Annotated in this window: 10 protein-coding genes; 3 read left to right on the top strand and 7 right to left on the bottom strand. The window is 47.6% G+C overall.

The annotated features are described in order from the left end of the window. Positions 1-6: 6 nt before the first annotated feature. Positions 7-240 carry a hypothetical protein gene (locus tag G3352_RS21110; protein WP_053780447.1) on the bottom strand — a complete coding sequence of 78 codons (234 nt, stop codon included), beginning with the start codon at positions 238-240 and terminating at the stop codon, positions 7-9. 100 nt (positions 241-340) lie between these two features. Between G3352_RS21110 and G3352_RS21115 the strand changes: the two genes are divergently transcribed. After that, positions 341-1561: an NAD(P)/FAD-dependent oxidoreductase gene (locus tag G3352_RS21115; protein WP_163759472.1), complete on the top strand. Its 1221-nt coding sequence runs from the start codon at positions 341-343 to the stop codon at positions 1559-1561. A 63-nt stretch (positions 1562-1624) separates the two neighbouring features. Here the strand turns inward: G3352_RS21115 and G3352_RS21120 are convergent, their stop codons facing one another. The 4 genes from G3352_RS21120 to G3352_RS21135 form a co-directional block, all read right to left on the bottom strand. After that, entirely contained in the window at positions 1625-2839 is a 1215-nt protein-coding gene (locus G3352_RS21120) for an MFS transporter (RefSeq protein ID WP_163759475.1), read from the bottom strand. Between the two features lie 128 nt (positions 2840-2967). Continuing rightward, positions 2968-3534, bottom strand: a complete 567-nt coding sequence (locus tag G3352_RS21125; RefSeq protein ID WP_113051626.1) for a hypothetical protein — start codon at positions 3532-3534, stop codon at positions 2968-2970. Between the two features lie 120 nt (positions 3535-3654). Further along, the gene (locus G3352_RS21130) at positions 3655-4074 is read right to left on the bottom strand and encodes a DUF350 domain-containing protein (protein ID WP_162842430.1); all 420 of its coding nucleotides are present in this window, start codon (positions 4072-4074) and stop codon (positions 3655-3657) included. 72 nt (positions 4075-4146) lie between these two features. Continuing rightward, on the bottom strand, positions 4147-6516 hold the full coding sequence (locus tag G3352_RS21135; protein WP_163759478.1) for an endonuclease MutS2: 2370 nt from the start codon (positions 6514-6516) through the stop codon (positions 4147-4149). 188 nt (positions 6517-6704) lie between these two features. Here G3352_RS21135 and G3352_RS21140 point away from each other — a divergent pair, with 188 nt between their 5' ends. Beyond that, positions 6705-7070, top strand: a complete 366-nt coding sequence (locus G3352_RS21140) for a phage holin family protein (RefSeq protein ID WP_053780442.1) — start codon at positions 6705-6707, stop codon at positions 7068-7070. Positions 7071-7275: 205 nt separating this feature from the next. After that, positions 7276-7659, top strand: a complete 384-nt coding sequence (locus tag G3352_RS21145) for a cupredoxin domain-containing protein (RefSeq protein WP_163759480.1) — start codon at positions 7276-7278, stop codon at positions 7657-7659. A gap of 104 nt (positions 7660-7763) precedes the next feature. Here G3352_RS21145 and zapA read toward each other — a convergent pair whose 3' ends face one another. Further along, positions 7764-10472, bottom strand: a complete 2709-nt coding sequence (gene zapA, locus G3352_RS21150) for a cell division protein ZapA (protein ID WP_163759483.1) — start codon at positions 10470-10472, stop codon at positions 7764-7766. Positions 10473-10610: 138 nt separating this feature from the next. Then, a complete protein-coding gene (pheT, locus tag G3352_RS21155) occupies positions 10611-13064 on the bottom strand; it encodes a phenylalanine--tRNA ligase subunit beta (RefSeq protein ID WP_163759486.1) in 2454 nt (817 codons plus the stop codon). Between the last annotated feature and the right edge of the window lie 45 nt (positions 13065-13109).

Below are 13109 nucleotides of genomic sequence, written 5' to 3' on the forward strand. Positions count from 1 at the left end.
CTTCTATTACTGTGCTTGTGTTGGAGCAATAGATTGATGTTGCTGCAAAGCATTGACAAGTGTGTTCAGATGCTGTTCATGGGAACGAACATAGTGATTCAGTGCCTGCTGAATTTGCGGATGTTGTGAGATGGAAGCTGTGGCCGCACACTGTTTGATTAGCAATTCTTCATTGGTTATTGAATCCGCAATATAATTCAATTCTTTCGGACTCAGTGCTTGCATGGATTGATTCTGCATGTTCTGGTTGACCTCCTCGGCATAAAGTTATGCGCAATTATTGTTAACCCGGTCACTCAAAAGTATACTCACTTAATACATTCTTACTGAGGTGAATCCTATGGAACTTATAAATGGCAATCCATTCTGGCCTACCACAATACAATCAAATTCCAGTTATCCCCTTCTCGAAACAAACCTCTCCTGTGATACCTTGATCATCGGAGGAGGCATGGGAGGGGCACTCTCAGCCAAGCTCTTAACAGATCGTGGAATAGACACGGTTGTCATTGATAAAAGAAAAATAGGCACGGGGAGCAGCATGGCTAACACAGGATTGCTTCAGTATACCAATGACAAAACACTTACCTCGTGCATTAATACGTTTGGTGAGGAACAAGGAGTAAGATTTTATGAATTGTGCCGCAATGCGATGCAGCAGTTAAAGGAAGTCGTGTCGGGTCTTGAGATGGACACCTGGTTTGTTCCTCGGACGAGTTTATACTGTGCCAGCATAGAAGACGATGTGACCAAGCTGGAAGAGGAGTATCATACCCTGAGACGTTATGGATTTGAAGTAGAGCTATGGAATCGTGAGAAGATCGAGAGTCATTTCCCATTTAGCCGTTCAGCGGCTTTATATACATATGGGGATGCTGAAGTTAATCCTTACCGATTAGTGCACGCTCTTCTTCATTCGTCTGTACAAAAGGGTGCACGGGTATTCGAAAAGACTGAAATGACACACTGTGACTTTAAGGAAGATGGCGTTGTCTGTTATACCCCCAATGGCACTATCAAAGCCAAAAATGTAATCTTCTCCACAGGTTATGAAACGCAGGAGATCAAAAATGATCGTGGTGCCTATTTACAGAGTACTTATGCGATTGCGACCAAACCATTGAATGACCTCAGCAACTGGTATAAGCAAAGCATGATTTGGGAAACATCTCGTCCTTATCTGTACATGCGGACAACACCGGATGGCAGGATTATTGCTGGTGGTCTCGATGAAAATACGCCTCGTGAGGACCAGCGTGCTATTCGAGCTCTGAACAGAGCACAGGTTCTGCTGGAGAGAGTTGCGGAGTATTTTCCACTGCCAGACCTCGAAATTGATTATGCTTGGGAAGCCACTTTTGGCAATACACATGATGGACTTCCCTTTATCGGACCGCATCCGGAGTATCCACACTCCTATTTCCTGGAGGGATATGGCGGTAATGGTACGGTATACAGCATGATTGCTGCATCCCTTTTGACGGATGCTATAACAGGGAAAGAGAATAAGGATCTGGAACTTTTCTCATTAACGAGAACGAGTAAACCGTCTCCTGTGTAAGCAAACGTCTCAAATAAATAAGGGTACAGCTCAGGATTAAAACCCTGTACTGTACCCTTTTCCCTACGCAGAGGGTTCTTGCTGATCGGGATGCACTAACATGTTGCGCATAAATATCCAGCCAATGAGTGGGAACGCCCCAAGCGCTACAATAAGCCAGGTTAACGTTTGTAATGAAGGGCCATTCATGACCGTCAGAATAAATACAGCAAGGCCAAGTAAACGACCGACCATCAAACAAAGCTCCCTTAATACGACAAGTTCAACCCTTTTCTCTACATTTTCGCCGTTCGCCCCCATCAGGTCGAATCCTGCCGAAATCATCGGCAAAATATACAACGGCATCGACAAAGCAGATCCAATTCCCATAATTAAAAGCGTACCATAACTAACCTTCCATAATAGCGGAATCAACACGATGAATAACAATATCGCGCCGGTTAACATCCCCTTGGATCTGTATTGAGGCTTAAACCATTTTCCTGCGGCCCAGTAACTCACCAGTGCTACGGCAGAAGTGATTAGCGAGAACTGCCCAAGCTTATATTCCTGCTTAGTTGCCACATAGACGAGCAACGCAATCAGAAAGGCAAATACGCCTTCCCGCACGCCTTGCGCAAACAGTCCCATGCCAAGCGGCCTCCATGCGCTATCTTTGGCAGACAGCTGTCGCCACGGTTCAGACCAGCGGTATGTTCCGCTGACCTCCCTTTTTTTCAGAAAAAAACTGAACACAACGGCAATCACATAAATCACCAACGACACCGTAAAAATAAGGCGATAACCCGAATTATCAACCATTCGTGAAATAATAAGACCTGAGAACCAAGGGCCGATAATACCTGTCATGGAACCCAGTAAACCCACCCAACCATTGAACAGGTCCCGATTCTCCCGGTCAGTCACCTCAAAATAAACCACATTGAACGCAATCCAGAACAATCCCAGTGCACATCCAAACAAAATCCCCAGAGGCCATATCCAGTCAACCGCTTTTGGCCCGGCCCATAACACAAGCATGTAAAAAATACCTGACAATGCCGTTCCCAAGCGCAACGCACTCATTTTGTTATGTTCCTTGACCCACTTTCCCGCAAGCCAAAATGTGAGTCCCAGTGCAATTTGCTGGCTTATCGTGAACCATCCCAGCATGGCGTAGTCCGGGCGGCTTTTCCAAAGATACACGTTCAGAAACGTCCCCGACAAAGCTCCAGCTAACACAAACAATCCATTCACGCCTAGTAGCAGAATGGATTGTCGGCCCAGAGAAATCTTCATCTGCTCCCTCCTTATTCCACCTGAAGTCAGCACTTCACAGGCAAGGTCTCAGGGTTAACGTACCCCAAGCAGAAGGAAAACATGATGAATTTCCGGAATATTATATATTTTCAGAGCAATATACTCCCTTATTTCCGCGCACTCAAATTCTGGATCAGACGCAGACGATCATCCTCAGACAGGTTATATTGAACCTGGAAGCAGCCTGAGCATACATACATTTGTACAGAGAACGGCGCATCAAGCAACGAATCCGTACCAGTTACGGCATTGGCAACAGGATTGAACGTATCCTTGCTTGCCTTCTGTGTACCCGTAAGAATCATGAATTCACGGCAGTGTGGGCATTCTGGAACTTCTTCTTGCAAATCAAGCTGCTTCTCCACGCCTTCTTCGTATTGAATCAGATCATTGCCCTCATCCGCATACTTCGTCAATGTGCGAAGCTCCGGCAATTTCAGCTCTACTTCATCTCCCCACAAATTGGCGAGATCCGTAGTTTGTTCATCGTCCTCAACATCATCCATATCATAGATGTCTTCCTCAGCTTCATTGTTCTCTTCGTCACCGATATTGATGTTTAGTGTACGATATCCCTTTAATTCATTGTGACAGTAAGGGCATTCTTCTTCAGGACCTAGCTCCTCATCCCATACAATCTCGGTGTGGCACCATGGACATACTGTTGGTTCCATATTGAATCAACCTTTCTCTTTCAAATAATCATGTGTTCAACACATAAATGACGCCAATGGCAAAAAATACAATCGATGCAGCAAACAGAATCCGTATCAATATTTTCATGAACGGTCCCCCTACATGATGCTCGCGCCAATAACAAATGACAACGAGACGGAAATAATCATGGATATCAATCCAACGGCCCGGTTATCCGCTTCAATCTCCTTGTCAATGGAGAAAACCGGGGTCAGAAACTCGAATAGAAAATAGGCAATGAGCAGAAGGACAAATCCTACAAATGACCACGTCATCGCTTCATACACCGATGATTTGGCCTGAATGCAGAAATGAAGCACGTTGCAGATTCCAAAGATTTTGCCTCCTGTAGCCATTGCAACCGCCACATTGCCCTTCTTGATTTCATGCCAGCATTTGTACTTGGTCACCAGTTCAAAGCAAGCCAGAAATACAAGCAGCTCCATAATCGCTACGGAGAAAAATCCGAGCACCATCCCCAAGGGATGAGACAGCAATTCGTCAATCGTCCCTTTCACTCACCGTTCCCCTTCCCCATTCTGCTGCCTGAACTCAGTCAGGCGGCAGAACTTCTTTGATTCCTGGTCGGGCTATTCCAATTCTGCGACGGTCACACCGTTTCCGCCTTCTCCGTAATTGCCCAGCCGGTAACTTTTTATATGTCTATGCTTACGCAGGTAATCCTGAATACCGGAACGCAAAATTCCTGTTCCTTTACCGTGGATAATGTAAACCTGACCCAGATTAGCAAGGAAAGCCTCATCGATAAAACGATCTGTCTCCATCAAGGCTTCTTCCAGATTCGTCCCCCGCAAATCCAGTTCACTTTTCACATTGTCATCGCGAGTTCGTTTCACACCGGTTACCGGTTTCTGCTTCGGTTTGGCTTCAGCTGGTGCAGACTGCTGTAATTCAAGATCATTCAGGGATACTTTCATTTTCATGATCCCTAATTGAACCATTGCATCCTTGGTGCCTGACATCTCCACCACATGACCTTTTTGATTCAAACTGTAGACAAGAACTTCATCGCCCGGTCCGATGACCCGAGACTTCGTTGCCGTTGAAGTACGTTTAACTGTCTTCTTGCGTTTCTCAGGTTCAGCTTCATCCAGTTGTTTGCGAGCAGCAATAAGTTTGTGCTCCTTCACGGATGCGCCTTCTTCCATGGCGAGCTGGCGAAGATCAGCTATAATCTTCTCGGCTTCCGCTCTGGCCTTGTCCACAATGTTGCGGGCATCTTCTTCCGCTTTTTCAATGCGTCGGTCACGCTGCTGTTCCAATTTCTCCAGTTCGGCTTGATGACGGCTGCGCAAATTCTCCATATCTTGGCGCAAACGCTCTGCACTCTCACGTTCTTGCTCCGCAGTAAGCCGGTTCTCTTCCAGGGAAGCGATCATATGCTCTACGCGCTGGTCTTCCTCTTTCACTTCGCCACGCGCGTAATCCAGAATGTATCCTGGCAGGCCCAGCCGCTCCGCAATTGCGAACGCGTTACTCCGTCCCGGCACACCAACGAGCAGTCGGTAGGTAGGGCTCAGTGTGTTAACGTCGAATTCCATGCTCGCATTAATAACACCTTTGCGCTCATACGCGTAAGCTTTCAGCTCACTGTAATGCGTTGTTGCTACCATGCGGCATCCAGTCTGATGCATATGCTCCAGAATGGAGATCGCCAGCGCAGAACCTTCTGCAGGGTCGGTACCTGCCCCAAGTTCATCGAGCAGCACCAGACTTTTGGTCGTCATGTTCTTCAATATCCGAATGATGTTCGTCATATGACTGGAGAATGTACTCAGGTTCTGTTCAATACTTTGTTCGTCACCGATATCCGCATAAATCGCATCAAATACGCAGAGCTGGCTGCCGTCTTCGGCCGGAACGAACAAACCCGACATCGCCATAAGGCTCAGTAACCCAATTGTTTTGAGCGTTACTGTCTTACCACCTGTATTTGGACCCGTTACGATAATCGACGTATAATCATTGCCGAGTTCAATATCGGTTGGCACCACATTTTCAATCGAGATCAGCGGATGGCGTCCTTTTTTGAGCTTGATGAATCCGCGATCGTTCATACGTGGCAATGTGGCTTTCAATTCACGGGCAAGACGTGCTTTGGCAAATATGAAATCAAGCGATCCCAGCAGGTCAACATCATACAATAACCACTCTGCCTGTTCACTGACAAGTGCTGTTAATTTCTGCAAAATCACTTCAATTTCGCGCTCTTCCCGGATTCGGGTCTCGCGTAATTTGTTATTCATCGCAACGATGGACTCTGGCTCAATAAACAGCGTTGCTCCCGAACCGGATTGATCATGTACAATCCCACCAAAGTACGAGCGATATTCCGATTTCACGGGAATCACGAAACGGTCTCCCCGAATTGTAATCAGCTGGTCCTGCAGCATTTTGGATACCGTAGAAGAACGGATCATCGAATCCAGTTTCTCACGGATGCGAGCTTCACCACCGCGCAGCTCACGACGAATCTGCGCCAGTGTTACACTCGCGCTGTCTGAAACTTCGGCATTGTCGTCAATACAGATACGAATCGCATCTTCAAGTGTTTTTTGCTCAGATAACTGATCACTGATATAGAAAATGGATTCCACTTTTTCATCATCGTGGAGTGCAGCGATCTGACGTTTCAATCGACGTGCTGCCAAAGTGGTGTTGGAAATTCCCAGTAACTCATGCGGGTTCAACGTGCCCCCTATTTCGGCACGTTTGATCGAAGCGGTAATATCCACAATTCCCCCAAAAGATGGAGAGCCTTTCAGACGGTCAAACGTAAAAGCTTCATCGGTTTGCTGGAGCAGTCTCTTCACTTCTTCCAGTTCACTGATCGGCTCCAATTGTTCTGCTTTCTTTTTTCCCATCGTAGTCTGGGCAAAGCTTTGCAATGTATTTAAAATTTTGCGATATTCCAATGTTTGTAAAATTTTCGTGTCCAAGTGTACAACTCCTTCCAAACTATAACTGTATTATAACGAAAGAAACTTTCTAGCGCTATTTAACGAATCCTTCCACACATAACTTGGGACATAGCGCCGCAAACTACAGGTGTCAGGATTGTGCAACCTCACCAATGAACAGGATTGTACAATGCTTAATCCGATTTGAATAAAGGAGGTATAACACAATGAATTTTCTGGGACATGTCGTGCGATTTATCATCGCCGCAATTGTATTGATGGTCGTCAGCTGGATCGTACCCGGATTCGCCGTCGGTGGTTTCTGGAGCGCGCTGATGCTTGCTCTGGTTATCGCTCTGCTTGGCTGGGTTGTTGAAGGCATCTTCGGTAAAAGGGTTAATCCTTTTGGCCGCGGTATAGTCGGCTTCATCGTCAGCGCACTGGTGATCTGGATTGGTCAATATGTCGTAGATCATGTACATGTCAGTCTGCTTGGTGCTGTTCTGGCTGCATTGGTCATTGGGATCATCGATCTGTTCATCCCGGTTTCCACCCCTTTTGATGCCGGAAGAAGATCCAAAGATCACGCATAGGCTCCAACTTACCTACTCCCCATAGGCTTCCCCTAAACCTCTGATGGCTTAAACGCCTGATGAGGTTTATTTTTTTAGGTTGTGAGCATGCTGATGTTCAAAAAAACGACATAGGCAGCATGTACAGGCATCGCCAATTTGCGGTATGATGACTGGAGAAATCATTCAAATTTTATCCATATCACGGTTTTTAAGGAGGCATATGATGAAGAAAGGTATGGCATGGCTTGCAGCCTGTATGTTGATTCTGGTCCTTGCTGCCTGTGGTGGAACTGGACAATCCGCAGAATCAAACGGCGAGTCCGATTCGAGTGCAACTGCAAGCGAAGAACTGGTAATCAAAGCAAGCAACTATGAATTTGACCAACCTGAATACCATTTGAAAAAAGGTGTCCCGGTTAAGATTGTTTATGAAAATACAAACGGAAATCATGGTGTTTTCGTGCCTGAGCTGAACCTTCGGCTGGATACCAAGAACAGTTCCAAGGTGATTACTCCTGACAAAGCAGGAGAATTTGAAATGTCCTGTTCCGTCTATTGCGGAAGCGGTCACGGCAGTATGATCTCCAAAATTATTGTTGAAGAATAGTGTTCAAGACAAGGAGCCCCCGTAGCGACGGGAGCTCTTTCTTCATTATAACAAATTGTACAAGAGTGCGCTGTCCAGGATTCCAGTTATGACATAATCATCAGCTAGGTCTGATCCTGCTCAATCAATTCAATCCATTCGTTATATTCCGTCTGCAATTTTGTATATTCATCCCGCAATTGGCGGTAATCTGTATTCAGTTGCTCCGCTTTCTCCTGCTCCATCTCACGTTCAATCTGCAGCAAACGCAACTGATTGGCCGCGAGTTCATACCGCTCACCGATATCCAGCAGTTCATTTTCCATCGTCTGCTTTTCTTCGATTGCTTCTGCACGCTGCTGGGCAAGCTGCTGCCGCTCGTGTTCCAGCTCTTCTACCTTCTCAACACTGGCAGCACTTTCTTTCTGCCAGAGATTCAATTCATTCTCCAGTGTAGTCCATCGATCTTGCCAGGACTGTTCCTGAGCCGCCCATTCATCAGCACGACGTTGCCAAACCTGATCTTGTTGTTCCGATTGTTCTACTCTGGATTTCAGCTCAACTTCCCGAGCAGTCAGCTCTTGCAGGCGAGAGGAGAGCTCTGCCTGTTTGGCAGACAATTCTTCATGCTTAATCTGCCACTCAAGTGCTTCTTCTTCTGTCTGAGTCAGTAAGCTGCCTTGTTCATCAATCCGCGCAGATAGCTGATTGGCATGCTGCCTGGATTCTTCAAGCGCACGCACGATTTCTTTCTTTTCTTCGCTCATCTCATTCAGCTTGCGAGTATAGTCTTCTTCGCGCTGCAATGCATCACCATAATCCTTGCGGATTTGTTTATAATTTTCCTGCAGCTTGTTCAGTTCTTCACGTGCTTCATTCAATTCACCATCAAGCTCTTTATGTTGTAGCTCCAGACGACCAGCTTGTGCAATGTAACGTTCTGCTTCTTCGCTGGCGTGACGAGCTTCTTCTTTAACAACGGATAATTCATCATGAAGGGACTGTACACCTGACTCCAGCGTTTCATTCTGTTCTGCAGCTTCAAGTACCTGTGTCTCCAATTCGCCGATCTCGATCAGACGTTGTTCAGCCTGCTCTTTCCAGGATTGCTCGCTCTGAGTCAGTGCACCAAGTTCATGTTGTAATGTGCGTACTGCCGCATGGGCCTGCTCAAGCACTTTTTGCAGCCTGCGCTGCTCATCCTCGGATTTCACTTCGGCTTCACGGAGTTTCTTGATTTCCTGCTCCAGTTGACCGTGCTGATCCTGTACTTTTCGCAGCTGTGCTGTCAGAGAAGATTCACGTTCAACGGTCTCGTTATACTGCTGTTTCCATTGCTGTTCCGCTTCCCGAAAATGTTCGGCCTCAGCTTCTGTGTTGCGGAGTTGTTCAGTCAGCAGAGCACTATCCGCTTTTAGTTGTTCCAGTTGCTGCTCCAATTCCGTAATTCGACGAAGCTGAACATCCTGCTCCTGTTTGTATACGGCTTGTTCACTGCGCAACGTTTCAGTTTGATTACGCTCGTGTTGGAGCTGTTGCTCCTGATCCACAACAACCTCTTGAGCATTCTTGAGCTGCTTACGTACCTCGGCTAATTGGCCTTCAACATCGATTAAGCGCGATTTGGCCTGTTTACGTTCTTCTTCCAACTGCTGCTTCAGCTTGCCTTGCTCTTCTTGCAGCAAAGCTTCAGCAGTTGCCGCAGCTTCGTTCGCCTGAGTCTGGGCTGCTTCCTGGATTTGCTGAAGCTGTTCTTCATAAGCCGCTTCTTTTTCCATCCACTCCAATTCCGCCAGTTCAGATGACTCCTTGAACGTTGCATTCAGCTGTTCAATATCAGCCAGTCGCTTCTGCTCTGCTCGTTGCTGCAGTGCGACTTGTTCTTCTTTTGCCTTCTCAGTCAGTTCTTGAGCCTGATTGACGGCAGCTTGCTCTGCCTGCTGTATACGCTGCTCCATCTCGGATTGAAGTTCACGGTATTGAAGCTGGGCTTCTTCCTGAACCTTTTGCAATTGAGCCTCGGCTTGTTCCAATTCAGACAAAATTGCTGCTTCGGCTTGTTCCTTCGCCGTTTGTACTTGCTGTGCGGCCTGCACCTCAATTTTTTGACGTTCTGCCACGGCCCGAGCTTCGGCTTCTTTCAGTTGAACTGCGGTCTTATCCTGCAGCTCCTTGTATTGTGCAGTCGCTTTGGCCTGTGCTTGCTGCAACTCATTTGCTGATCGTGTCTGTGCTTCCTTCAGCTGCGCTGCCGCCTGAGTCTGCGCATTCTTGAGTTGATTCGCTGCTTTTTCTTCCGCTTCTTTAAGACGCGCCTGCGCCTTCTCCTCAGCCGCTTTCAGTTGCGCCGCAGTTTGAGCCTGAAGTTTTTGCTCGCGAACTGCTGCCTGAGCGCGTTCCTGCTCCAATAATGTATTCAGCTTGGCTACTTCTGCCTGCTGATCCTTCTGGAGTTTCGCGATGGCCTGTTCCACCTCAGCCTTAAGTTTCATTGCTTCAGCGAGTTCTTGGTCCCTGCGTTCCAGTTCCTGCTGATGTTCATTTTGTATGGCATTCAGCCGATTGAGTTCATTTCTCAGTTCGGTACGTTCACCGGTCAGCATTTTCAGCTCATTTCGAATTTCCTGAGTCTGAAGAGACTGCTCAGCCATATGTACAGCTGCCAGAACTGCAATACGCGGGGTATCCAGTCGGGAATTATGTTTGGAGATGGCGCTCATTCGCTCATCCACCAGGCTAGCTACTTGTTTCATATAGTCGGCACTGCTGCCAACCAGTTTATAGGAAGTCCCGTAGATCTCTACGGTGACGCGTGTACGATCAGGTATAGTCACAGTTGTGCCCTCCTTAAAGTCTGTATGTTGATTCTAAGCTGTAAAACAAAAAAAGTCACATCGATCCTCTAATGCTAAGGATTCGATGTGACTTCAAGCAATTCCTGCTAATCTTTGTTCAAAAAATTGACTTATGTTCTATTTACGCAATTCGGCTCCAAATTGCTCCTCCAGACGAGCAACAACACGAGCATGAACCTCAGTAATTTCCTCATCCGTCAATGTGCGTTCACGGTTGCGATAAACGAGAGCCATCGCTACGCTCTTCTTGTCTTCACCCAACTTGCTGCCTGTGAACACGTCGAATACCTGTACGGTTTGCAACAGTTCGCCAGCAGATTCACGAATCGAACGTAGCATATCCCCCGCTTCGATATCTTTACTCACAACAACAGCGATATCCCGCTCAACTGCCGGGAAACGTGGAAGCTCACGATAACGGATATCCGCATCCGCTTCACTATAGATGGCTTCGAGACCAATCTCCGCGAGGTACACGTCGTTCAGATCATATTGCTGCTGCAGTTCAGGATGCAATTGACCCATTGTACCAATCAGTTTGCCCTCTCCGCCATCTTTTGCTTCAAGGTATACTGATGCGGAGCGACCAGGATGGAAGCCTTCTGGACTGTTTGCCACCAGGCGAATGCGCTCCTCCAGACCCACATAGGCGAACAGGTTCTCAAGTGCACCTTTCAGATCGAAGAAGTCCACTTTCTCTGCTCCCACATTCCACTGCTGGGATGCACGATTTCCGGTAAGCAACAAGCTCAGAACCGGAATTTCATGCGGTTGCTTCGTCAACTTTTCTTCTTCAGTGAAGAACACACTGCCTACTTCAAATACAGCCAGCGAATCATGTTTGCGGTTCATGTTATACACCGTTGCATCCAGCATTTGTGGCAAGATGCTCTTACGAAGCACGCTGCGGTCCTCACTCATTGGCATAGCCAACTTCACGGCTTTACTACCTTCTGTTAGAGCAGGGAACAAGGATACTTTATCCGGGTGTACGAATGAATAGCTGATCATTTCCTGCCAGCCACTACCTGCAAACAGGCCACGAATGGTACGACGCATTGCTTGCGAACGCGTGTAAGCCCCCGGTGTTGTTGGTCCTTCGATCAACGTGGTTGGAATATTGTCGTATCCGTACAGACGGGCAATCTCTTCAAACAGATCAACATCAAGTGTAATATCCCCTCTGCGGCTAGGCACTTCAACATCAAGCAAACCCTGCTGCGCATCACCACATGCAAAGTGCAAACGGGCGAAAATGGTTTTCACTTCAAGCAGGGACAACTCGGTTCCCAGATAGCGATTCAGTTTATCCAGCGACAGCTGCACAACATGCTTATCCGCTGCGGCTGTTCCAGCTTCCACGATCCCCTGATGAACTTCGCCTTCCGCATAACGCTGAATCAATTCAGCCGCACGGTTCAATGCCGTAATGACAGCAGCCGGATCGACTTCTTTCTCAAAACGCATGCTTGCTTCGGAACGCAGCCCCAGTTGGCGCGACGTTTTCCGAACGGTTCCGCCGTCGAACTTGGCGGATTCCAACAACAGATTCACTGTGGTTTCCGTTACCTCGGAATTCTCTCCACCCATAACACCCGCGATGGCTACAGGTTTCACGCCATCCGTAATGAGCAGCATATGCGGCTCCAACTTGCGCTCTTGGCTATCCAACGTCACGATCGTTTCGCCTTCTTTGGCCATCCGCACTTCAATGTGGCCCTTCTCCAGCTTATCTGCATCAAAAGCATGCAGCGGCTGTCCGTATTCCAGCATGACATAGTTCGTGATGTCAACGATATTATTGATTGGACGGATGCCAGCGGCCATCAAACGGTTTTGCATCCACTGCGGGGAAGCTCCCAGCTTGATCCCAGTGACATAGCGGGCTGCATAATGACTGCATTGTTCGCCAGCCGTAATCTCAACCGAGATATGATTCGCAGCCGCATCACCGATTTCCACCAACTTTTGAGTTGGATCAGGCAGTTTCACTTCACGACCGAGAATTGCACCTACTTCATAAGCTGCACCCAGCATGCTCAGACAGTCGGAGCGGTTCGGTGTCAGGTCCAGTTCAAGAACATGATCGTCGAGACCAAGCACTTGGCTGATTGGTGTGCCAATTTCCGTTTGTGCCGGCAATACGAGAATGCCTTCCTGTTGGTCCTTCGGCAGCAACTTGTCGTTCATGCCCAGTTCTTTCGCAGAGCAGATCATACCAAGGGATACAACGCCGCGCAGCTTGGCTTTTTTGATATCGAGTCCACCAGGGAGCTTCGCTCCTACCAGGGCAACGACTACCTTTTGACCGGCATCCACATTTTTCGCACCACATACGATCTGCAGATCTTCTTCCTGTCCGGCATCAATCACACATACATTCAGCTTATCAGCGTCAGGGTGTTTCTCTTTGCTCTTTACGTAACCAACAACCACTTTGTTTACGCCCTGGTTCCGGTTCTCCACTACATCAATCTCAATCCCCGCACGGGTGATTTTCTCTGCCAACTCCTGCGGTTCCACGCCTTCCAGCGCGATATAATCAGACAGCCAATCTGTCGATACTCTCATGGACGTTCACTTCCTAATCTATGAATTGGTGTTGCAAATGAAGGG

Source organism: Paenibacillus sp. ALJ109b (assembly GCF_010747435.1).
Taxonomy (GTDB): Bacteria; Bacillota; Bacilli; order Paenibacillales; family Paenibacillaceae; genus Paenibacillus; species Paenibacillus taichungensis.

Excerpts from the sequence above, each read along its gene's own strand:
- G3352_RS21110 (WP_053780447.1), bottom strand. The coding sequence starts at position 240 with ATGCAGAATCAATCCATGCAAGCACTGAGTCCGAAAGAATTGAATTAT.
- G3352_RS21115 (WP_163759472.1), top strand. The coding sequence starts at position 341 with ATGGAACTTATAAATGGCAATCCATTCTGGCCTACCACAATACAATCA.
- G3352_RS21120 (WP_163759475.1), bottom strand. The coding sequence starts at position 2,839 with ATGAAGATTTCTCTGGGCCGACAATCCATTCTGCTACTAGGCGTGAAT.
- G3352_RS21125 (WP_113051626.1), bottom strand. The coding sequence starts at position 3,534 with ATGGAACCAACAGTATGTCCATGGTGCCACACCGAGATTGTATGGGAT.
- G3352_RS21140 (WP_053780442.1), top strand. The coding sequence starts at position 6,705 with ATGAATTTTCTGGGACATGTCGTGCGATTTATCATCGCCGCAATTGTA.
- G3352_RS21145 (WP_163759480.1), top strand. The coding sequence starts at position 7,276 with ATGAAGAAAGGTATGGCATGGCTTGCAGCCTGTATGTTGATTCTGGTC.
- pheT (WP_163759486.1), bottom strand. The coding sequence starts at position 13,064 with ATGAGAGTATCGACAGATTGGCTGTCTGATTATATCGCGCTGGAAGGC.